The sequence below is a fragment of the Citricoccus muralis genome (assembly GCF_003386075.1).
Classification (GTDB): domain Bacteria; phylum Actinomycetota; class Actinomycetes; order Actinomycetales; family Micrococcaceae; genus Citricoccus; species Citricoccus muralis.
In genome coordinates this window covers 890,990-910,327 of record NZ_QREH01000001.1, presented here as the reverse complement: position 1 = coordinate 910,327, position 19,338 = coordinate 890,990, and the positions used below count along the sequence as shown (strand labels likewise).

The 19,338-nt window shown below is 69.2% G+C and carries 21 protein-coding genes, 4 tRNA genes and 1 riboswitch; of the genes, 5 read left to right on the top strand and 20 right to left on the bottom strand.

The genetic code is table 11. The features are described 5' to 3' along the window. Positions 1 to 14 precede the first annotated feature (14 nt). The 5 genes from trpC to hisI form a co-directional block, all read right to left on the bottom strand. Positions 15 to 836: an indole-3-glycerol phosphate synthase TrpC gene (trpC, locus tag C8E99_RS03995; RefSeq protein ID WP_115931206.1), complete on the bottom strand. Its 822-nt coding sequence runs from the start codon at positions 834 to 836 to the stop codon at positions 15 to 17. After that, a complete protein-coding gene (locus C8E99_RS03990; RefSeq protein WP_115931205.1) occupies positions 836 to 1,108 on the bottom strand; it encodes an HGxxPAAW family protein in 273 nt (90 codons plus the stop codon). The genes trpC and C8E99_RS03990 overlap by 1 nt, the downstream gene beginning before the upstream one ends. Positions 1,109 to 1,251: 143 nt before the next feature. Continuing rightward, positions 1,252 to 1,899: a Trp biosynthesis-associated membrane protein gene (locus tag C8E99_RS03985; RefSeq protein ID WP_245952074.1), complete on the bottom strand. Its 648-nt coding sequence runs from the start codon at positions 1,897 to 1,899 to the stop codon at positions 1,252 to 1,254. Further along, complete coding sequence (locus C8E99_RS03980) at positions 1,896 to 3,521, bottom strand: chorismate-binding protein (RefSeq protein ID WP_115931204.1); 1,626 nt, start codon at positions 3,519 to 3,521, stop codon at positions 1,896 to 1,898. The genes C8E99_RS03985 and C8E99_RS03980 overlap by 4 nt, the downstream gene beginning before the upstream one ends. Then, positions 3,514 to 3,957 carry a phosphoribosyl-AMP cyclohydrolase gene (hisI, locus tag C8E99_RS03975; RefSeq protein WP_115931203.1) on the bottom strand — a complete coding sequence of 148 codons (444 nt, stop codon included), beginning with the start codon at positions 3,955 to 3,957 and terminating at the stop codon, positions 3,514 to 3,516. Before hisI ends, C8E99_RS03980 begins: the two co-directional genes overlap by 8 nt. Before the next feature lie 39 nt (positions 3,958 to 3,996). Between hisI and C8E99_RS03970 the strand changes: the two genes are divergently transcribed. Further along, complete coding sequence (locus C8E99_RS03970; RefSeq protein ID WP_115931202.1) at positions 3,997 to 4,692, top strand: TIGR03085 family metal-binding protein; 696 nt, start codon at positions 3,997 to 3,999, stop codon at positions 4,690 to 4,692. A gap of 28 nt (positions 4,693 to 4,720) precedes the next feature. Here C8E99_RS03970 and C8E99_RS03965 read toward each other — a convergent pair whose 3' ends face one another. From C8E99_RS03965 to C8E99_RS03900, 14 genes are all read right to left on the bottom strand, one after another. Next, positions 4,721 to 5,608: a GNAT family N-acetyltransferase gene (locus C8E99_RS03965; RefSeq protein ID WP_115931201.1), complete on the bottom strand. Its 888-nt coding sequence runs from the start codon at positions 5,606 to 5,608 to the stop codon at positions 4,721 to 4,723. A 34-nt stretch (positions 5,609 to 5,642) separates the two neighbouring features. Next, positions 5,643 to 6,413, bottom strand: a complete 771-nt coding sequence (gene hisF / locus C8E99_RS03960; RefSeq protein WP_115931200.1) for an imidazole glycerol phosphate synthase subunit HisF — start codon at positions 6,411 to 6,413, stop codon at positions 5,643 to 5,645. Between the two features lie 49 nt (positions 6,414 to 6,462). Beyond that, positions 6,463 to 7,314, bottom strand: coding sequence for an ATP phosphoribosyltransferase (gene hisG / locus C8E99_RS03955; RefSeq protein WP_115931199.1), 852 nt, complete (start codon positions 7,312 to 7,314; stop codon positions 6,463 to 6,465). Between the two features lie 71 nt (positions 7,315 to 7,385). Beyond that, entirely contained in the window at positions 7,386 to 7,649 is a 264-nt protein-coding gene (locus C8E99_RS03950; protein WP_115931198.1) for a phosphoribosyl-ATP diphosphatase, read from the bottom strand. A 70-nt stretch (positions 7,650 to 7,719) separates the two neighbouring features. Continuing rightward, positions 7,720 to 8,280, bottom strand: a complete 561-nt coding sequence (ribH, locus tag C8E99_RS03945) for a 6,7-dimethyl-8-ribityllumazine synthase (protein WP_115931197.1) — start codon at positions 8,278 to 8,280, stop codon at positions 7,720 to 7,722. After that, positions 8,277 to 9,677 (bottom strand): 3,4-dihydroxy-2-butanone-4-phosphate synthase, encoded by a 1,401-nt coding sequence (gene ribB / locus C8E99_RS03940; protein ID WP_115931196.1) that lies wholly within the window; start codon positions 9,675 to 9,677, stop codon positions 8,277 to 8,279. Before ribB ends, ribH begins: the two co-directional genes overlap by 4 nt. After that, positions 9,674 to 10,387 (bottom strand): riboflavin synthase, encoded by a 714-nt coding sequence (locus tag C8E99_RS03935; RefSeq protein ID WP_115931195.1) that lies wholly within the window; start codon positions 10,385 to 10,387, stop codon positions 9,674 to 9,676. The genes ribB and C8E99_RS03935 overlap by 4 nt, the downstream gene beginning before the upstream one ends. 61 nt (positions 10,388 to 10,448) lie before the next feature. Then, the gene (gene ribD, locus C8E99_RS03930; protein WP_115931194.1) at positions 10,449 to 11,585 is read right to left on the bottom strand and encodes a bifunctional diaminohydroxyphosphoribosylaminopyrimidine deaminase/5-amino-6-(5-phosphoribosylamino)uracil reductase RibD; all 1,137 of its coding nucleotides are present in this window, start codon (positions 11,583 to 11,585) and stop codon (positions 10,449 to 10,451) included. After that, positions 11,582 to 12,289 carry a nicotinamide riboside transporter PnuC gene (pnuC, locus tag C8E99_RS03925; protein WP_211308981.1) on the bottom strand — a complete coding sequence of 236 codons (708 nt, stop codon included), beginning with the start codon at positions 12,287 to 12,289 and terminating at the stop codon, positions 11,582 to 11,584. Before pnuC ends, ribD begins: the two co-directional genes overlap by 4 nt. A 124-nt stretch (positions 12,290 to 12,413) precedes the next feature. Further along, positions 12,414 to 12,558: riboswitch (FMN riboswitch) on the bottom strand. 36 nt (positions 12,559 to 12,594) lie between these two features. Further along, positions 12,595 to 13,272, bottom strand: a complete 678-nt coding sequence (gene rpe / locus C8E99_RS03920) for a ribulose-phosphate 3-epimerase (protein ID WP_115933199.1) — start codon at positions 13,270 to 13,272, stop codon at positions 12,595 to 12,597. Positions 13,273 to 13,280: 8 nt separating this feature from the next. Next, on the bottom strand, positions 13,281 to 14,972 hold the full coding sequence (locus C8E99_RS03915; protein WP_115931193.1) for an RsmB/NOP family class I SAM-dependent RNA methyltransferase: 1,692 nt from the start codon (positions 14,970 to 14,972) through the stop codon (positions 13,281 to 13,283). After that, positions 14,969 to 16,030 (bottom strand): methionyl-tRNA formyltransferase, encoded by a 1,062-nt coding sequence (locus C8E99_RS03910; RefSeq protein WP_115931192.1) that lies wholly within the window; start codon positions 16,028 to 16,030, stop codon positions 14,969 to 14,971. Before C8E99_RS03910 ends, C8E99_RS03915 begins: the two co-directional genes overlap by 4 nt. Further along, a complete protein-coding gene (gene def, locus C8E99_RS03905) occupies positions 16,027 to 16,584 on the bottom strand; it encodes a peptide deformylase (protein ID WP_115931191.1) in 558 nt (185 codons plus the stop codon). The genes C8E99_RS03910 and def overlap by 4 nt, the downstream gene beginning before the upstream one ends. A gap of 5 nt (positions 16,585 to 16,589) precedes the next feature. Next, entirely contained in the window at positions 16,590 to 17,477 is an 888-nt protein-coding gene (locus C8E99_RS03900) for a PD-(D/E)XK nuclease family protein (RefSeq protein ID WP_115931190.1), read from the bottom strand. Positions 17,478 to 17,646: 169 nt separating this feature from the next. Between C8E99_RS03900 and C8E99_RS03895 the strand changes: the two genes are divergently transcribed. The 4 genes from C8E99_RS03895 (at position 17,647) to C8E99_RS03880 (ending at position 18,060) form a co-directional block, all read left to right on the top strand. Then, positions 17,647 to 17,720, top strand: a tRNA-Gly gene (locus C8E99_RS03895). Positions 17,721 to 17,738: 18 nt separating this feature from the next. Then, positions 17,739 to 17,809 (top strand) — tRNA-Cys (locus tag C8E99_RS03890). A 68-nt stretch (positions 17,810 to 17,877) separates the two neighbouring features. Continuing rightward, a tRNA-Val gene (locus C8E99_RS03885) sits at positions 17,878 to 17,949 on the top strand. 34 nt (positions 17,950 to 17,983) lie between these two features. Beyond that, positions 17,984 to 18,060 (top strand) — tRNA-Gly (locus tag C8E99_RS03880). 132 nt (positions 18,061 to 18,192) lie between these two features. Here the strand turns inward: C8E99_RS03880 and zapE are convergent. Beyond that, a complete protein-coding gene (zapE, locus tag C8E99_RS03875) occupies positions 18,193 to 19,296 on the bottom strand; it encodes a cell division protein ZapE (protein ID WP_115931189.1) in 1,104 nt (367 codons plus the stop codon). Positions 19,297 to 19,338 lie beyond the last annotated feature (42 nt).

The window sequence follows — 19,338 nt, the reverse complement described above, 5'->3', positions numbered from 1 at the left end:
ACGTCAGGGACACGTCAGCCGCGGACGGCCAACGAGGCGGCGCGGAAGTCGCGGATGGCCTGCGTCGGGTCACCGTGCTTCACGAGGGCCTCGCCGACCAGGACGGCGTCGGCACCGTCACGGGCGTAGTCTGCCACCTGTTCCGGCCCCTGGACACCGGATTCGGCGATCCGGACCACGTCCTCGGGCAGGTGCGGGGCCAGGGCGGCGTAGTTCCGCGGATCCACGTCCAAGGTCTTGAGGTTGCGGACGTTGACGCCGACGATCCTGGCGCCCACGGCCACGGCACGCTCGATCTCCTCGACGGTGTGGGCCTCGACCAGGGCATGCATGCCCAGCTCATGGGTGACGGCGAGGTACTCGGCCAGCTGCGCGTCGTCCAGGGCAGCCACGATGAGCAGGACCAGGTCCGCCCCGTGTGCCCGGGCTTCGTGGATCATGTACTCGTCCACCGTGAAGTCCTTGCGCAGCACCGGGATGTCCACGGCTGCCCTGACGGCGTCCAGGTCGGCGAGCGAGCCGCCGAAGCGGTGCTGTTCCGTCAACACGGAGATGGCCGCGGCCCCACCGGTCTCGTAACGCCGGGCCAGGTCCGCCGGGGAGGCGATGTCCGCCAGGGCGCCCTTGGACGGGCTGGACCGCTTGACCTCCGAAAGGATGCGGATGCCCTTCGGGTCGGCACGTCCCCCGCCGAGGGCGGCATAGGCGTCCCGGGCCGGAGCCCGGTCCGTGACCTCTGCCGCCAGGCTGCGGATGGCCTCCAGAGACACCGCACGGCGGCGTGCGGCGAGGTCGGCGCGGACCCCGGCGATGATCTCGTCGAGAACGGTGGCCATCAGTGCCGAGCGGGCTCGGCGTGACCCTTGGTGCCCTTGCCGGCCTTGCCCATGATGAACCCGGCGATGAGACCGGCCACCGCGATGACGGCACCGGCGATGACCAGCCAGAACAGGTCGGCCAGCATGCCGACGCCGACCACGAGCGTTCCGGCGAGGATCAACAGGACCAGCGTCCACGCGGCCGGCGAGTTGCCGTGCCCGAGGGGCTCGGCGTGAGTCGGGTCGTTCAGGACGAGGTCATCATCGGTGGTGCGGTGCGAGGTGGTCATGGACCGTCCCTTTCGTTCCAGGTATATCCAGGTCTATCCAGGCCAGCACTGCCCGCGTTCCAGGCGTGCGGCAGCTGATCAGGTCTGCCCCTCATTCTGCCACGGAAGTCAGTGCCGGACCCGCAGGTCTCGCCCCATCTCGATCAGGTGGGATCCTGACCGCGGCTGAGCTCGTCCCAGGCGTCGATCTCGTCCAGGTCCTCCGCGTCCCCCGTGTCCGGGGCCTCCCCCGATGTGGAAGCCGCCGTGGACCCCGCAGTGGACCCTGCGGTGGACATGGTGCCGGCGGCTGTGGTGGCTGTTCCGGTGGCCGGTGCGGCCTCATAGCGGCGGGTGGTGGTCCACCGTCGGCCGAACAAGAGCACGGCGAGCCCGCAGAGTAACAGCAGGATGCCGCCGACGAGGGTCAGCCATGGCCACACGGTGACGGCGTAGGCTCCAGCGTCCGCGGTGGTGCCGCTGGCCTCCGAGACCTGGGTGCGGGCTGCGGCTGCCGGGTCCAGGGCGGCTTGGACGGAGGACCAGACGGTCGCCACCCCCGCGAGGAGCAGGAGCAGCGCCGTAATCCACCGGCCGATCCGGCGTGCCATGGACAGTGCGATGCCAGCGGCCATGCCGACCAGAGCCATGGCGGGCACGACGGCGGCCGCCTCGTTTCCGGTGGTGGTCACCGAGTCGCCCGGCAGCCCGGAGATCTGGGAGGACTCGATCCAGGTCTGAGCCCCGGTTCCAAGGATGATGGCCCCGGCGGCGATGGCCCAGAGGACCGCGGTGCGCCTCTTCAGCATCATGGCGTCACCTCCGGGTCCAGGGTGGTCAGCAGGCCCGCCGCAAGGACGGCCCGCATCGGGGCGCTTGACTTGGTCACCGTCTCGGCGGCCTCCGTCTCCGGGTCTGAATCGGCCACGATCCCGGCGCCGGCCTGCACGTAGGCGGTCCCGTCCACGAGGGTCGCGGCGCGGATGTTAATGGCCATGTCCATATTGCCAGCCAGGTCGAAGTAGCCGACCACGCCCCCGTAGGGGCCTCGCTCCTGGGGTTCCCACTCATCCAGCAACTGCAGCGCCCGCGGTTTCGGCGCCCCGGACAGGGTGCCGGCGGGGAAGGCCGCGGCCAGGACGTCCAGGGCCTTCTGCCCCGGCTCCAGCCGGCCCTCCACGTGGGAGACGAGGTGCATGATGTGGCTGAATCGCTCCACCTCCATGAATTGGGTGACGGACACGCTGCCAGGCACACACACCTTGGACAGGTCATTGCGGGAGAGATCCACGAGCATCAGGTGCTCCGCCCGCTCCTTCTGGTCGTTGACCAACACCTTCTCGTGCAGGTGGTCGTCCTCCACGGTGGCTCCGCGGGGCTGCGATCCGGCGATCGGGTGGGTGATCACCGAGCCGTCGTTGACGGTGACCAGCGCCTCCGGCGAGGAACCGACGATCTGGTACCGGCCGCCGTCGGGCCCGGGCTTCTCGAAGGAGAACAGGTACATGTACGGGCTGGGGTTCATAGCGCGCAGGACGCGGTAGATGTCCAGGCCGCTGGCCGTGGTCTCCGCGGAGAAGCGCCGCGAGACGACGATCTGGAAGACCTCACCGTCCACGATGGCCTGCTGGGCCTTGGCGACGGCGTCCAGGAAGCCCTCGTGCGTCCACGAGTCGTGGACGTGGGCCGAGAAGTCGAGGTTCAGCCAGTCCCTCGGGGCGACGGACACCGGGTCACCGCTGGCCGGCACGCCTCCTGCCGACGCCGGGGCCTCGGGCAGGGCAGGACCGGTGAGCCGGGTCGCCATCGAGCGCAGTCGCTCCACGGCGTCCGTCCACGCCTCATGGGCGCCGGAAGCCAGGCCGTTGTGGTTGATGGCGTTGGCCACCAGGGTGACGGTGCCGTCCACGGTGTCATGCACGGCGAGGTCCGTGATGAGGTTCATGGCCATCTCCGGCAGGCCGAGGTCGTCAGGCGGCGCGCTCGGCAGCCTCTCCCAGCGGCGCACCGTGGGCCAGCCGAGGAAGCCGGCCATCCCGGAGACCAGGTTGGGCAGGTCCTTGCCCAACCCATCGCGCACGTCGGTGGACAACAGGTCCAGGGTCGCTCGGAGTACCTCGATGGGATCGCCCTCGGTGGGCACTCCGGCGGGGGGCTCCCCCAGCCAGTGGGCCACGGCCTCCCCGGCCTGCCGGCACGTGGTCAGCGTGGCAGCGCTGCCCGCCCCGATGAAGGAGTAGCGGGACCAGACGCCGCCCTGGGCCGCCGACTCCATCAGGAAGGTGCCGGGCTCATCCGCGGCCAGGCGGCGGTAGATGCCGACCGGAGTCAGACCGTCCGCCAGCACCGTCAGGGTCACCGGGATGACCCGGTGCTGTCCGGCGAGGTTCTCGAAGTCCTCCGCGGAGGGGGTGATGGTGCCGAGCTCACGCATCCGTGGTGGTCTCCTTCGCTGCGGGGGTTGCCGGCACGTCAACAGGGGCCGGACGGTCAGAATGGTCAGGATCGGAGAGCGGGAGCTGGCGTCCGTCGAAGCACGTGCGAGTGCCCGTGTGGCAGGCGGCGCCGGTCTGCTCGACCTGCACAAGCAGCGCGTCGCCGTCACAGTCCAATGCCACAGAGCGGACCTCCTGGATGTGACCGGAGGTGTCCCCCTTACGCCAGTACTCCCGCCGTGAGCGCGAATAGTAGGTGGCCCGGCCGGAGGTCAGGGTGCGACGCAGGGCCTCCTCATCCATCCAGCCCAGCATCAGCACCTCACCCGTGTCGTGTTGTTGTGCGATGGCGGCGACAAGGCCGTCGGGCGTCTTCTTGAGCCGCTGTGCGATCGCCGGGTCGAGTGCCACATCGGCGGAGGCGGTGTTGTCCATGGTGATCCAGTCTAAGCTCCGTGTAGCGTTGTCCCTGTTATGGGGAACCACGCCGACCGGACCACCGGCCAGACACCTGGACGCGACTTCACCGCGGCCTCGCGGGATGCACTCGTCGAGTCACTACTGGCTGCCGGTCCCGGCCGGCCGACCCTGTGCGAGGGATGGCAGACAGAGCATCTCGCAGCCCATATCGTTCTGCGCGAGAGTTCGCCACTCGTGGCCGGTCTGGTGCTCCGCCCCCTGTCCCGCTCCCTGGAGCGGAAGACCAGGGAACTCGGTGCCGCCTCGTCCCCGCCGCACGCCTACCAGCAGCTGGTGGACCGGGTGGCGTCCGGGCCGCAGCCACCGGCGCGACTGCGCCAGAACCCGCAGGCCTCGAGACTCGCCAAGACCATCCAGGGGTCCCCAGTAGCCCGGCGTGCCGCCCAGACCACGAACCTGCTCGAGTTCTTCGTCCACACCGAGGATGTCCGGCGCGCCCAGGACCGTTGGGCACCGCGCCACCTCGCCGATGACTACGCCAACGCCCTGTTCACCGAGTTCGGCCGCCGTGCCCGCATGATGTACCGCTCCGAGCCGACCGGGGTTGTCCTGGCCCGCAGTACGGGCCAGCGCGTGGTGGCGCGCCCCACCGGCAAGGACGAGGAGACCCGGACCGTCTCCGGTCCGGCCGGAGAACTCGTACTGCACGCGTTCGGCCGCCGCGACCATGCCCTGGTGCTGCTGGACTGATCTGGTGGTCGGATCCGGGCGGACTGCGTCAGTGGGCGCGGGTGAGGTACCGGTACCGCGCCACCGTCGAGAAGCCGGCTGCCCGGTAGACGGACAGCGCCCGCGTGGACCGCTCTTCCACCTGCAGCCAGCAACCGGCCACGTCCAACCGCACGAGGTGGTTGAAGATGGCGTCCAGCAGGAGGGCCGAGAGTCCCCGCCCGCGCCGGTCCTCACGGACCCACAGCGCATAGATTCCCGCATAGGTGTTCGTGGAGCCCTCCGGGGTCACCAGGGACACCTTCGCCCCGCCGGCGATGTTCCCGTCCTCGTCCAGGCAGCTGTAGAACCGGCTGCGACCGCCCCCGAGCAGGCGACGGTGGACCATCAGGCTGGCGGAGTCGTCCCCGGACGGCCCGCTGCCCGAATCCCGGCCCACGTAGGCCTCCAGCCACTCGTCGCTGAGGGTCTCGTTGACGAGGATGCGCCGGTCCCACTCGGCGTTCGCCGGGAGGTCCTCCCGGTCCATCCACAGCACGCCGGTGGGGGCGACAACCTCGTAGCCGCGGCGTTCCAAGAGGCTGCCCAGGCGCTGCTGGCCCTCGAAGAACGCTTCGGACTCCACATGGTGTGCCGCGGTGGTGACGCCTGCTGAAGGAACCTCCGACGACCCCTCCGACGGTCCACCCGTAGCGTTCTCCGCATAGCCTTCCAGCCAGGATCCCGACGCCGGCAGCCACTGCTGGAACGTCGGAGCCAGCCAACGCTCGGCGCTTCGCCGCTCGACCTCGTCCACGGCAGCCTCGATCTCCGCCACGGAGCCCGGCATCGTCGTGGACACCACGGAATTCGCCCGCCGCGTGATGCCAGACGAGAAGCGCACGGACCAGCCATTGACCTCTTGTGACTCGATGGCCGGCCAGCCCAGGAGGGTCAAGCGCTGCAGCTCGACCGGGGAGGGAACGCGGACGTTAGCGGACGGGATAGCCGGCCTCCCTGATGGCGGCCTTGACTCGGGAGATCATGTCCACGGGTCCGAAGTGGAAGATCGAGGCGGCCAGCACGGCGTCCGCTCCGGCCTCGATGGCCGGCGGGAAGTGCTCCGGTGCGCCGGCACCGCCGGAGGCGATGAGCGGCACGGTGGTCACGGCGCGGACGGCGCGGATCATGTCCAGGTCGAAGCCCTCCTTGGTGCCGTCGGCGTCGATGGAGTTCAACAGGATCTCCCCCACACCGCGCCCGGAGGCCTCCCGGCACCACTCGACGGCATCGATCCCGGTACCCTGGCGCCCGCCGTGGGTGGTGACCTCGTAGCCGGAGCCCACCGCCGGATCGTCCGTGCGGCGGGCGTCGAGGGACAGGGTGAGGACCTGGGATCCGAAGCGCTGGGTGATCTCGTTGATGACCTCCGGCCGGGCTACGGCCGCGGTGTTGATGGACGCCTTGTCCGCGCCGGACCTCAGCAGCCGGTCCACGTCGTCCACGGTGCGCACGCCACCGCCGACGGTCAGCGGGATGAACACTTCCTCGGCGGTCTGGGAGACGACCTCGTAGGTGGTCGCACGGTCGGCGGTGGAGGCGGTGACATCCAGGAAGGTGAGCTCGTCGGCGCCGGCCTCGTTGTAGCGGCGGGCCAGCTCGACCGGATCGCCGGCGTCCCGCAGGGCCGCGAAGTTGACCCCCTTGACGACCCGGCCGGCATCGACATCCAGGCAGGGGATCACGCGTACGGCAACGGACATGGGCACTTCCTCGGGTGGTTCAGGGTCGGGGCGACCAGATGCGGACCGATCAGATGCGGATGGCGTGGATGGCGGAGACCAGGATGGCGCGGGCGCCAAGGTCATAGAGCTCATCCATCACGTTGTTGGTGTCCCCCTTCTTCACCATGGAGCGGACTGCGACCCAGTTCTCGTCCTGCAACGGGGAGATGGTCGGCGATTCCAGGCCGGGGGTCACGGCCGAGGCCCGGTCCAGGTTCGCGCGGCTCACGTCATAGTCGATCATGACGTAGCGGCGGGCCACCAGGACACCCTGCAGGCGCCGCAGCAACACATCAAGGCCCTCGGGGCGGCGTCCGGTCTGACCGATGATGATGGCCTCCGACTGCATGATCGGTTCCCCGAAGGTCTCCATGCCGGCCGCCTTGAGGGTGCTGCCGGTCTCCACCACGTCAGCGATGGCGTCCGCGACGCCCAGGTTGACCGAGGACTCCACGGCGCCGTCGAGGTGCACGATCATCTCCGGCTTCACGGACTGAGTGGCGAGGTAGTCCTCGAGCAGGCCGTCATAGCTGGTGGCGATGCGCTTGCCCGCGAGTTCGGCCTGCGAGGAGAACCGGCCGATCGGGGCGGCGAAGCGGAAGGTGGACCTGCCGAAGCCCAGGGCCATGATCTCTTCCGCGGACCCGCCGACCTGGGCATCCTGGAAGAGGTCACGCCCGGTCAGCCCGATGTCCAGGGTGCCCTGTCCCACGTAGACGGCGATGTCACGCGGCCGCAGGTAGAAGAACTCCACCTGGTTGTCCGGGTCCATCATGACCAGTTCCTTGGTGTCCCTCCGCTGGAGGTATCCGGCTTCCTGGAGCATGTCTCGGGCGGCCTCGGACAGGGCGCCCTTGTTGGGAACGGCGATGCGCAGCATGGGTGCTGGTTCTCCTGGTGTGGTGGGTGGTGCGGCGGATGGTGAGGTGGTCGGCGTGCGGCCGGGACTCCTCAGAGGTGGCGGTAGACGTCCTCAAGGGTCAGGCCCTTGGCGATCATCATGACCTGCAGGTGGTAGAGCAGCTGGGAGATCTCCTCAGCCGCCTCGTCCTTCGACTCGTACTCGGCGGCCATCCACACCTCGGCGGCCTCCTCCACGACCTTCTTGCCGATCCCGTGGATCCCGGAGTCGAGTTCGGCAACGGTCCCGGACCCTTCCGGCCGGGTCTCGGCCTTCCGGCTCAGCTCGGCAAAGAGTTCATCGAAGGTTTTCACCCTCCCAGCGTAGCCACCGACGGGCAGTGCCTCTGACCGCGCCCGTCCAATGTGACGCAGAAGCCACCGCTCAGCGCAGCGCCAGCTCCGTCAGGACGGCTGCCTGGAACGCCTCGTATCCCTTGTCCTCATTCGATCCCTCGAGCCCGGCCCGGTCCAGGGCCTGGTCCTCGGTATCACAGGTCAGCACCCCGAAGCCGACCGGAGTCCCGGTCCGCACGGACACGTCCACCAGGCCCTGTGTCGCCCCGGAGCAGACATAGTCGAAGTGCGGGGTCCCGCCCCGGATCACGACGCCGAGGGCCACGATCGCGTCGAAACGGGGAGCCAGCCGGGCCGCCGCCACGGGCAGTTCGAAGGTCCCGGGGACGCGGAACTCCACGACCTCGATCGCTGCACCTGCCGCCGACTCCGCTCCAGCCGCCGACTCCGCTCCAGCCACCACCTCGGCAGCTGCTCGTCGGGCGCCGGCCAGCAGCCCTTCCATGACCTGTTCATGCCACTGGGCCGCCACCACGGCGACGCGTAGGGGGCCCTTCGAGTCCGCGGCGCCGGCCGCCGTCGTGAGTTTCCCGGCGAGTTTCTCGCCGAGGGCCGTGCCCAGTCCCTGGGGCGCTCCGTGACCGCTCATGCTGTATCTCCTGTGGTTGCGCGTGGTGTGGTTGCGGTTGGTGTGGTTACTGGTGATGTTGCTGCAGGTGACGCGGCCGGTGACCCGGGCATCGTGCTCGCCTGCCGCGGAACGAGGTCGCCGGAGAGCCGGTGTGCCATGCGGTCCCGCTTGGTGGTCAGGTAGCCGCGGTTGTGCTCGGTGACCGGTGCGGGGCTCGGAACGATCTCCGCCACCTCGATCCCCTCCCGTTCCAGCTGTTGTGACTTGTCCGGGTTGTTGGTCACCAGCCGGATGCGGTCCAGTCCGAGCCGGCGCAGGATCGCGGCGGCGGACCGGTAACTGCGGGCATCGGCGGGCAGGCCGAGATGCTCGTTCGCGGCGACGGTGTCGAGTCCGGAGTCCTGCAGTGCGTAGGCCAGGATCTTGTTGGCCAGACCGATCCCCCGCCCCTCGTGGCCGCGGAGGTAGATCACCGTCCCACCCTCGGCCATCGCCTGCCACAGGGCGTGCTCGAGTTGGGCGCCGCAGTCACAGCGTTCCGAACCGAAGACGTCCCCTGTCAAGCACTCCGAATGCAACCGGACGAGCGGACTCCGGTCCAGCCCGGTGGTACCGGCTTCCGGCGCCTGGAGCACCACATGCTCGGCGCCGGTCTCCTGGTCAGGGTGGACCGAGACCTGGAACGTGCCGTAGCGGGTGGGCAGGTTCACCGTCGGCGTGCTGGTATCGGGTTCCTCCGCTGGCTCGGCACCCTGGACTTCCCGGTGCTCGTCGCCCTCGGCGGCCAGATACGCGACGAGGTCCTCGATCGAGATCAGCGGCAACCGGTGCCGATCGGCGAAGCGGCGCAGGACGGGCAGGCGCATCATGGAGCCGTCGTCGTTGACGAGTTCGGCGATGGCCCCCACCGGTGCCCTCCCCGCGAGCCGGCTCAGTTCCACAGCTGCCTCGGTGTGCCCCCGCCGCTCGGCCACGCCACCGGCCGCCGCCACCAGCGGGAAGACATGCCCGGGTCGGCTGACCAGGTCGGCAGTGGCCGAGGGGTCGGCCAGCACCTTGAGCGTGGTCGCCCGGTCCGCGGCGGAGATGCCCGTGGTGGTGCCGGCGATCGCATCACAGGACACGGTGTACGCGGTGCCCTTGGGGTCCTCGTTGCGCGCGGTCATGGGCGGAAGGTCCAGGCGTTCGGCGACGTCGGCCGGCATCGGCGCGCACAGCACCCCGGAGGTGTAGCGCACGGTCAGGGCCACGATCTCCGGGGTGGCGGCATCCGCGGCGAAGACGATGTCGCCCTCGTTCTCGCGGTCTGCGTCATCCACCACGACGACGGCCCGGCCGGCCGAGATGGCCGCAATCGCCGTCTCGATCGAGTCCAGGCGGATCGGTGCGTAGTTCGGTGCTTCCTGGGCGCTCATCCCGTCACCTCCTGCGATGCTGTTGCACTTGCACTTGCACTTGCACTTGCACTGGCGCGGTCGTGGTCCGTCAGCCGGGCCGCGTACTTGGCCACCACATCGACCTCGAGATTGACCCGGTCCCCCACCGTGCGGGTGCCGAGCGTGGTCTCGGCCAGCGTGGCGGGGATGAGGCCGATCTCGAACCAGTCGTTGGATGCTCCGGCCGGCGCCCCGGACGGGGATTCTGACTCCGAAGGTCGGTTCACGTCATTGACGGCCGTGACGGTCAGGGAGACGCCATCTACGGCGATGGATCCCTTCTCGGCAACATAGCGGCCCAGACCGGCGGGCAGGGCGATGCGAATCTGACGCCACGATCCGTGGACCTCGATCTTGGCGACGGTCCCGGTGCCGTCCACGTGGCCCTGGACAATATGGCCGTCGAAGCGGCCTGAAGCCGGCATGCAGCGCTCCAGGTTGACCCGATCCCCCGATTGCAGGTCGCCGATGGCGGTCCGGCGCAGCGTCTCACCGATGACGTCGACGACGACCGAGCCGGTGGACACCCCCGTGGCGGTGAGGCAGGTGCCGTTGACGGCGAGGGATCCCCCGAGGGGAAGATCGACACTCGAGGCCGGGGCGTGGATGGTGAGCCGCGCCGAGTCCTGGTCCGGGCGGTGTTCGAGCTCGGTGATGGTGCCGAGCTCAGTGATGATTCCGGTAAACATGGGGTTCCCTCCGGGGAGTCCGTGATGGGTCGTGGGGTCTGTGCGGTTCGCGGCTCTGCCTCTAAGGGGCCGCATAGTGGAGCAGGACGTCGTCCCCGAGACGGCTGATGGCGCCGTTCTCGGCCGCGTCCAACGTCAGGCGCAGGGCATGGGACAGGGTCGTGTGCTGGGGCAGGTCGAGTCCGGACGGGCCGGAGCCGAGGACCAGAGGGGCCTGGTAGAGGAACAGTTCATCGACGAGGCCGGCCCCCATCCAGGACGACAGCACGGTCGGGCCGCCCTCGATCAAGACATGGCCCAGGCTGGTACCGCCGTGGGGCCAGGCTGTGGAGACGGTGGTGCCTTCGGCGAGGTATCCAGTGTTCAACTGATCCAGGACCAGCTGAGGCTCATGGCTCTGGACATGGAGCCAGGAGGCACCACCGCGAAGTGCCGCCCCGGCGGGAACGGCCCGGCGGCCCTGCACCACGGGGACCGGCTGGCGGGGCAGGTCATGGCCGTCCTCATCCCGGGCCGTCAGCCGCGGATTGTCCGCCAACACGGTCCCGGTCCCGACGACGATCGCGTCCACCCGGGAGCGCACCCGGTGGGCATGCCGTCGGGATTCGGGTCCGGTGATCCACTGGCTGGTGCCGTCGGCGGCGGCCACGCGGCCGTCCAGGGACTGGGCGAGATGTGCCGTGACAAAGGGTCGTCCGCTGTCGCGAGCCAGCATCCACCGTCGGTTGAGGTCGGCCGCGCCAGAGCCGCACACCTGCTCCGCGTCGACCTGCGCCACGTCGAGGCCGGCGCTGCGCAGCCGGGCCGCGCCGCCGCCGTCGGGCCCGGTGGGGTCCGCCACCGCATACCGGACCGTGCGGATCCCCGAGGCCAGGATGGCTTCGGTGCAAGGCCCGGTGGTGCCGGTGTGGTCGCAGGGCTCCAGGGTGATCCACAGCGTGGTGTCGGCAGGGTCGATCCTCGAGGTCGCGTTGGACGCCTTGAACCTGTTGAATCCGGCCAGGGCCTCGACCTCAGCATGGGCGGTTCCCCGGCCCCGGTGGAACCCGGAGGCGAGTACCCTGCCGTCCGAGGCGGTGATGATCGCCCCCACGAGCGGATTGGCACCTCGGGTCCCCCGGAGGGCCTGCGCCACGGCTAGAGCCAGGGCTTCTTCAGGACCAGCAACCGTGGTGTCAGCTATCTCCAACGCGCTCATGGGACACGCACCGTCGGATCCGGCATGACCGTCTCGACCTCGGGCTTCTCGTTCGCCTTGGCACGGACCCAGACGAAGAAGCCGACGAGGGTGAAGGCCCCGTAGAACATGTACATGAACGCACTCGCGTAGTAGCCGGCGCTGAAGAGCAGCGGCACCCCGACGACGTCGACCGCGACCCACACCAGCCAGAACTCGACCCAGCCACGGGCCATGCCGTAGGTGGCGATGAGCGAGCCGACGAAGGTCCACGCATCTGCCCAGACCGGCTCGTAGGACCCCAGCGCCGTGAACAGCGGCGTGAGGGCGAGGGTGCCGATCACCATGGTCGCCACGATCCCGATGCGGGCCTTGAGACCGGCCCACTGCGGGGCGATCGCCGTGTCGTCACCAGCGCGTTCGGCCTTGGCCCGGCGCCACTGCACCCAGCCGTAGACCGAGACGGTGATGAACATGATCTGACGGCCGGCCTGGCCCAGCAAGTTCGCGGCGTCCGCCCCGCCAAACAGGCTGGACAGGAACACCGTGAGCAGGATGACGTTACCGATGATGCCGATGGGCCACGCCCAGACCTTGCGGCGCATGCCGCCCAGGGCCGAGGCCAGACCGAAGATGTTGCCGACCACTTCTCGCATCAACAGGCCGCCGCCGGCGACCGGGATGTACCAATTGAAGAGTTCGACGAGCCACCGCATGAAATCCATGAATCCTCCTTCGGAACGCGGCGGCTCCGGGGGATCATGCTGCGGATTCGCCCTTCCCATGGAGCGATCCCGGGTAGCCCGAATCGGCTACCGCGAAACCACACCCACCGGAACGGCGGTGCTGCACGTGCTTCTCCCATCCAGACTTTAACTGTCGGTACCGGAATTCCACCGGTTCAACCGCTGGTCGATGGCCACGGGTGTGGATCGACGCGCGGGTCGCGGACTTTGACCGCCGGTTCGGATTTACACCGACCCCGGAGCACGTTGACACGATTGTGCCACAACGCACCCGGTGTCCGCCCTCAGCGGAGCGGAGCGCTTCTTAATTCGTCAATTGCGGCCTCGGGGTCTGCGGCCCCGTAGACGGCCGAGCCCGCCACGAACACGTCCGCACCGGCCTCGGCGGCTCGCATGATGGTGTCCCGGGTGACCCCGCCGTCCACCTGCAGGGCGACCGGCACACCTGATCCGTCCAGCGCCTCCCGGGCGCGCCGGATCTTCGGCAGCACCACGTCAAGGAACGGCTGGCCGCCGAAACCCGGTTCCACGGTCATGAGCAACAGCAGGTCCAGTTCCTCGAGCATGTCCAGATAGGGCTCGACGGCGGTCGCCGGCTTCAGTGCCATGCCCGCCTTGGCCCCGTGGGAGCGCAGTTCCCGGGCCAGCCGGATGGGCGCCCCGGCAGCCTCCGCATGGAAGGTCACGGACTCGGCACCGGCCTCCGCGTAGGCGGGCGCCCAGCGGTCGGCGTCCTGGATCATCAGGTGCACGTCCAGTGGCAGGTCGGTGGCCCGGCGGATGGCCTGGACCACGGGCAGCCCGAGCGTCAGGTTCGGCACGAAGTGGTTGTCCATGACGTCCACGTGCACGGCGTCGGCGTTCCGAATCCGCGCGAGTTCCTCTGCCAGCCGGGCGAAGTCTGCCGACAGGATGGACGGGTGGATGTGGATGCCGCGGGAATGCTCCGCGTGGTGGGGCATGGCGTGGCTCACGATTCCACCTTCCGGAACAGTGCCATGAACATGGCGTCGGTGGCGTGCAGGTGGGGCCACAACTGGCTGGTGTTGCCGGGACGGGTGCCTGAGTTGGCTCCGGAATCGGCAGCGGGCGCGGTCGGCTCACTGCCAGCATCCTTCAGAGCCGGTGCCACTGTGGTCAGGTAGCCGGTGGTGTCCAGCAGCTCCAGCCCGGGATGGCGCTTGAGCACATCCTGAACCTGGAACACCGTCTCGGCCGGATGGGGCGAGCAGGTCACGTACCCCAGGACGCCGCCGGGCTTCAGCGCCTCCACCGCCGAGTCCAGCAATTGGCGCTGCAATTCGGTCAATGGGCCCAGATCCGAGGGCTGCCGCCGCCACCGGGACTCCGGCCGGCGTCGCAGGGCTCCCAGCCCGGTGCACGGCGCATCCACCAGGATCCTGTCGAAGGCCTCGGGCTGTTCCGCCCCCAGGTCACGGCCGTCTCCGCAGCGGATGGACCAGGTGTTGCCTGCATCAGCCGAGCTCGCTCCGCCCGGCACGGCGGCCAGGGCGTTCTCCACGAGCCTGGCCCGGTGCTCGGCCGGCTCGTTGGCCAGCAGGGTCGCCCCCTGTTCGCGGGCCAGCGCGGCCAGCAGGGCCGCCTTGCCGCCGGGGCCGGCGCAGAGGTCGAGCCAACGTTCCGGCGCGACCGCATCCCCTGATGCCCCCTGTGTACCCGACGCAGCACTCCCCACGGGGACCACCGCCAGAGCACGGGCCGTGAGCTGGGAGCCCACGTCCTGCACGCGGATGGTGCCCTCCTTCACTCCGGGCAACCGGCCGGCGTCGCCGTCCCGGTAGAGGGCCGAGCCCGGTGCCAGCGGTCCGGGTTCCGCGCCGGCCTCAAGCACGGGCTGCAGGTCGCCCAATCCGGGCAGGGCCACCAGGTTGACCACCGGGGCGGCGTTGTCAGCCTCCAGCAGTGCTTCGAGTTCGGCCGTCCGCCCCTCGGCCGGACGCCCGTGGTTCGCCAGCGACTGACGCAGGGCGCGGATGATCCACTGCGGGTGGGAGTGTCGGATGGCCAGGGCGGCATCCGAGGCGGCACCGGTCTGCTCGTCCACGGGAGCCAGCTGGTCCAGCCACGCCTCGCGGTCCCGGGCGGTGACTTTGCGGAGAACGGCGTTGACCAAGCCGGAGGGGCCGGCACCGATCTGGTCGCGCACCAGGGACACCGTCGAGTCCAGGGCCGCGTGGGACGGCACCCGCATGCCGAGCAACTGGTGGGCACCCAGCCGCAGGGCATCCAGGACGGGACGGTCGAGCTGGTCCAGGGGGCGGTCCACGCAGGTGGCCAGCACGGCGTCGTAGAAGCCCTGCCCCCGCAGGGCACCGTAGGTCAGCTCGGTCGCGAAGCCGGCATCGCGCTTGTCCAGCCGGTGGGCGGCGATCCGCCCCGGCAACACGAGGTTCGCGTAGGCGTCGTCCCTGCTGACCGCGGTCAGCGTCTCGAACGCCGCCAACCGGGACGGGTCCGCCGACCGGCGACGCTGCGATGGTGCCGACGCCGAGTACTGCCGGGGTCCGCCGGAGGTGCCGCGGTTGCGGGTGCGGCCCTGGTCATTGCGGCGCTCGTTGCGACCCTGGCCTTGACCCTGGCCTTGATCCTGGCCGGATTTCCCTGGCTGCCCTGACCGGCGGCTCTTGCCCTGCTCGCTCATCGTGTTCCTTCAGTCGCTGTCTCTGGCGTGGATCCTGTCTGGAACCGGGTGCCCTCCGGCAGTCCCCTCGCCCAGTCGGCCGCGGACATCGGTTTCTTGCCGGCGGGTTGGACCTGCACCAACCGCACCGTCCCGTCCGCGCAGTGCAGATGCACCGTCTTGCGGCCGCGGTGCAGGTGGCCGGGGGTCAGGCCGCCGGGGAGCAGCTCAGTGGCGCCCTCGGGAAGTTCCTCCGGGACGGCTCCAAGGACCTTGACCCGCTGCGGCGCCGGTGAATCCATGGCCTCCGATTCCACCTCCAGCAGCGCCCAGGCGCCGGGCTCCGGCGTGGTGCCGTTGATCCGGGCGGCGACGGCGGCCGCCGGCCGTGCGGCGTCCACGAACCCGTCGGCCTGGTCCAGCTTAGGGGCGAAGCTGGGCTCGCCGCTCTGCGGTTCGGCCGAGGCGGTGCCGGCCAGGATGGCGGCCATGGTGCTCGCGAGCAGGTCCGCCCCCGAGACGGCCAGGTCGGCGAGCACCGCGCCGGACGTCTCTTCTGGCTGCACGGTACGCACCAGGCGTGAGAACACAGGTCCCGTGTCGAGTCCCTCCTCCAGCTGGAAGACGCACGCACCGGTCTGAGGGGCTTGGTCGATCACGGCATGCTGCACCGGTGCCGCGCCCCGGTAGGCGGGCAGCAGCGAGAAGTGCAGGTTCACCCAGCCGTGGCGCGGCAGGTCCAGGCCTGCTGCGGGCACCAGGGCGCCATAGGCCACGACGGCGGCCGCGTCCAGGTTCAGCGCGGCGATCCGGTCGAGGGTCTCCCGGCCGGCATTGCCGGTCAGGCGGGATGCATGGAGGATCGGCAGGCCCAGCTCCGCGGCACGGGCGGCTACCGGCGAGGGGGTCAGGACGCGCTTGCGGCCCACCGGCGCATCCGGCCGGGTCAGCACGGCGGCGATCGTGAAGCCGGCGTCCACCAAGGCGTCCAGCGACGGGACGGCGGTGTCCGGGGTGCCGGCGAACAGGATCCGGTAGGTGGAGTTCTCGCTCGGTGGAAAGTTCGGTTCAGTGTTCACAGAGAGCCTCCGAAGCTGGAGCTGATCGTTGCCGCGCGGTCGGCCCGGGTGGAGCCGGTGATGCGGCCGTAGCCGGGATCGCGGAGCTTGCGGCGGGAGTCCTTGCGGTCCTCACCGGTGAGTCGGTCGATGTAGAGCATGCCCTCGAGGTGGTCGGCCTCGTGCTGGAAGCAGCGTGCGGTCAGTCCTTCACCCCGGTAGCTCACGGGGTTCCCATCCAGGTCGACGCCCGTGACGGTGGCCTCGGCGAATCGTTCGGGGTGATAGCGCAGCCCCGGCACGGACAGGCAGCCCTCCCCCGGTTCGGTCAGCTTCTCCCCCGAGGTTTCCAGGACCGGATTGACCACGTGGCCGCGCTGACCCTCCACATCAAAGGTGAAGATCCTCAACCCCACTCCGACCTGCGGGGCAGCGAGACCCACACCGCCGACGTCGTCCATGGTCTCGAACATGTCCTGAACCAACTGGTGAAGGTTTCGGCGGCCGACCGGCACGGGGTCAGCGAGGGTGCGCAGCACGGGATCGGGAACGGTGCGGATGGGCAGGACAGTCACGGCGACTACTGTATCTGCGCCCCGGGCACCGGGGACGCTGCTGGCACGCTGGATGTGGGCGGTGGGCCGATGGGTCGCAGTGCCGGACCGGCGCCGTCGGCGGCCTGGGAGTAGCCCCAGACCTGGCGCAGCGACCAGAACTTGCGCCAATGGTCCGGCAGCACCTCGGGGTTGGCCTGGTGGGCGACGACCTCGGTCTGCCCCACGGCCACTCCGAGCAGCAGGGGCGCATCGCCGTACTTCCACGGCTCCCAGGTCCCGGCCACGGGGTCCACGAGTGACTCCTCCGCCTTCAGTCCGGCCACGAGCTGCATGACGACCTTTGCGTCGAGGGGTTTGACGCGCCCGTCCCGCGTGGTGCCCTTGGTCTTGTAGTCGATGATGCACGTGCGGCCGCCGATGGAGGCCACCAGGTCCAGGGTCCCGGCGTAACCGATGGTGCCGTTCCAGACGGTGATCTCGGTGGCGAGCGGCCGGACGTCGTAGAGGTCCCACCATTCATCGAACCGGTCGGCGTAGGCGCCCTCCCCGTGCTCGGCGAGCAGCGCGCGCATCTGGGCCATCTGGTGTGGCTTGCCGAGGGCGTGCAGTCCGACCTGCTCGGCGTAGTTGTGGACGCGGTCCCCGCGGGCGGCTGCCTCGTCCCGGTAACGCTCGGCTGCATTCGAGGCCTGCCTGGCCACCGTCTTCAGCTGCGGCTTGGAGCCGACCGCCTGGGACAGTCGGGGATCCTCGATGACGGCGGTCGCCGCCATATGGCCTACCCAGCCGCTGAGGTCGGTGTTCTGCTGCGAGATCACCGTGGTGATGGACGGAACCTCGGGCACGCCGGACAGACTCCGCGCATACATGCGTCCGTATTCGGTCTGGTGGGCGAGTTGGGGTTGGGTCATGATGATCCATTCTCCCACTGCGACGGACACGTTAGCGGCCGGTCGGCACGGGATGCAGACCCGAACACGCCGGGAAAGTTCCCGATTGGACGTTCCGACCTGACGTGCACTAGAGTCATCTCTCGTTGGAAATCACGGTGACTGGTTTTTCCGGTCACCAGTTTTCTGTGCGGATGTAGCTCAGTTGGCTAGAGCGCCACCTTGCCAAGGTGGAGGTCGCGAGTTCGAATCTCGTCATCCGCTCGCAAGTCTCCAATCCCTGGTGGGGTGGCCGAGAGGCGAGGCAACGGCCTGCAAAGCCGTGTACGCGGGTTCGAATCCCGTCCCCACCTCGCATCGGTTTCCATCCGCTAGGATGGGCACCTGCAACTCAGAAGTTCCGGTCCGCCGGAGCCCATGGGCGCGATTAGCGCAGCGGTAGCGCGCTTCCCTGACACGGAAGAGGTCACTGGTTCGATCCCAGTATCGCGCACGGACTGATCCTCTTTTGAGGATATCCTGGTCCTGCGGATGTAGCTCAGTTGGCTAGAGCGCCACCTTGCCAAGGTGGAGGTCGCGAGTTCGAATCTCGTCATCCGCTCCACTGAAGATCACCAGCACATCCCCCCACACATCGTGGGGGGATTTGTTGTTGGCGGAGACGCCTTCATGAGATCGGCGTAGTCAGCCGTGGTGATGCCCGCGTCGGTTGTCCACAGGCACCACCGCGGTCGGATTACAGTCCCGTCTCCCCCATCTGACCCTCCCGGACCAGGGCGGTCATGCGGGACACGGTGCGGAAGTACTTCTTCATGTACCCGCCGCTCATCATCTCCTCGGTGAACAGCCGGTCGAACGGCACGCCCGAGGCGATGACCGGCACGTCCTTGTCATAGAGCCGGTCGGCCAGGACCACGAAGCGCAGGGCCATGGCCTGTTCGGAGATGGTCTCCACGTGGTGCAGCACCATCACGTCGACGTCCTCCACGAGCTTGCGGTAGCGGCTCGGGTGCACCCGCGACAGGTTGGCGGTCAGATCCTCGAAGGAATCCTCGGACACGACGGCGGCGTCCGGGAAGCGATCGGCCAGCACCGTCAGCAGCTGGTCGTCTTCCAGCGGGTCCGGCGCCGCGGTCAGGCCACGGTGGCGGTAGTCCTCGCCGTCCACCCGGATCACGTCGAACTGATCGGCCAATACCTGGATCTCCCGCTTGAAGTCCTGGGCCGCGAAGCGCCCATCGCCGAGCGATCCGGGCAGGGTGTTGGACGTGGCCACGAGTTTCACCCCGGCGTCCGAGAGCTCGCGCATCAGCCGTGACATCAACACGGTGTCACCGGGATCGTCCAGCTCGAACTCGTCGATGCAGACGAGGGTGTACTCCTTGAGCACGTCCACGGCCTTACGGAAGGACAGTGCGCCGACGAGGTTGGTGTACTCGACGAAGGTGCCGAACGCCTTGGGGCCCGGCGCGGCATGCCAGGTGGAGGCCAGCAGGTGAGTCTTGCCCACGCCGAAGCCGCCGTCGAGATAGATGCCGGCGGCCGACGTCGTGCCCTTGGATTTTCCGGCCGAGCCGGACTTGCCGCCCTTGAGGAACCCGAACAGCCCCCCGCTGCTGCCTTTGCCATTGCCCTTGGCGCCGCCCTTCGAACCACCCTTGATGGAGGCGGCGAAGTCGCGCAGACGGCTCACGGCCTCGGCCTGTGAGGGGTGGGCCGGGTCCGGGATGTAGGTGTCGAAGGAGACCTCGCCGAACCGGTATGAGGGGTGGAAGCCGGCGAGCAGATCCTCGGCGGACACCTGGGGGGTGCGGTCTGCGAGGTGAACGGTCTCAGCCACGGGCGGCTCCATCCTGATGGGGTGCGGCGGATTGGGTCAGGC

Bases quoted from the DNA above. Each gene is read 5' to 3' on its own strand.
- C8E99_RS03935 (WP_115931195.1), bottom strand. From the start codon at position 10,387: ATGTTTACCGGAATCATCACTGAGCTCGGCACCATCACCGAGCTCGAA.
- hisF (WP_115931200.1), bottom strand. From the start codon at position 6,413: ATGTCCGTTGCCGTACGCGTGATCCCCTGCCTGGATGTCGATGCCGGC.
- ribH (WP_115931197.1), bottom strand. From the start codon at position 8,280: ATGAGCGGTCACGGAGCGCCCCAGGGACTGGGCACGGCCCTCGGCGAG.
- ribD (WP_115931194.1), bottom strand. From the start codon at position 11,585: ATGAGCGCGTTGGAGATAGCTGACACCACGGTTGCTGGTCCTGAAGAA.
- C8E99_RS03990 (WP_115931205.1), bottom strand. From the start codon at position 1,108: ATGACCACCTCGCACCGCACCACCGATGATGACCTCGTCCTGAACGAC.
- C8E99_RS03970 (WP_115931202.1), top strand. From the start codon at position 3,997: ATGGGGAACCACGCCGACCGGACCACCGGCCAGACACCTGGACGCGAC.
- C8E99_RS03980 (WP_115931204.1), bottom strand. From the start codon at position 3,521: ATGCGTGAGCTCGGCACCATCACCCCCTCCGCGGAGGACTTCGAGAAC.
- rpe (WP_115933199.1), bottom strand. From the start codon at position 13,272: ATGCCCCACCACGCGGAGCATTCCCGCGGCATCCACATCCACCCGTCC.
- C8E99_RS03915 (WP_115931193.1), bottom strand. From the start codon at position 14,972: ATGAGCGAGCAGGGCAAGAGCCGCCGGTCAGGGCAGCCAGGGAAATCC.
- ribB (WP_115931196.1), bottom strand. From the start codon at position 9,677: ATGAGCGCCCAGGAAGCACCGAACTACGCACCGATCCGCCTGGACTCG.
- hisG (WP_115931199.1), bottom strand. From the start codon at position 7,314: ATGCTGCGCATCGCCGTTCCCAACAAGGGCGCCCTGTCCGAGGCCGCC.
- pnuC (WP_211308981.1), bottom strand. From the start codon at position 12,289: ATGGATTTCATGCGGTGGCTCGTCGAACTCTTCAATTGGTACATCCCG.
- C8E99_RS03985 (WP_245952074.1), bottom strand. From the start codon at position 1,899: ATGATGCTGAAGAGGCGCACCGCGGTCCTCTGGGCCATCGCCGCCGGG.
- C8E99_RS03900 (WP_115931190.1), bottom strand. From the start codon at position 17,477: ATGACCCAACCCCAACTCGCCCACCAGACCGAATACGGACGCATGTAT.
- hisI (WP_115931203.1), bottom strand. From the start codon at position 3,957: ATGGACAACACCGCCTCCGCCGATGTGGCACTCGACCCGGCGATCGCA.
- trpC (WP_115931206.1), bottom strand. From the start codon at position 836: ATGGCCACCGTTCTCGACGAGATCATCGCCGGGGTCCGCGCCGACCTC.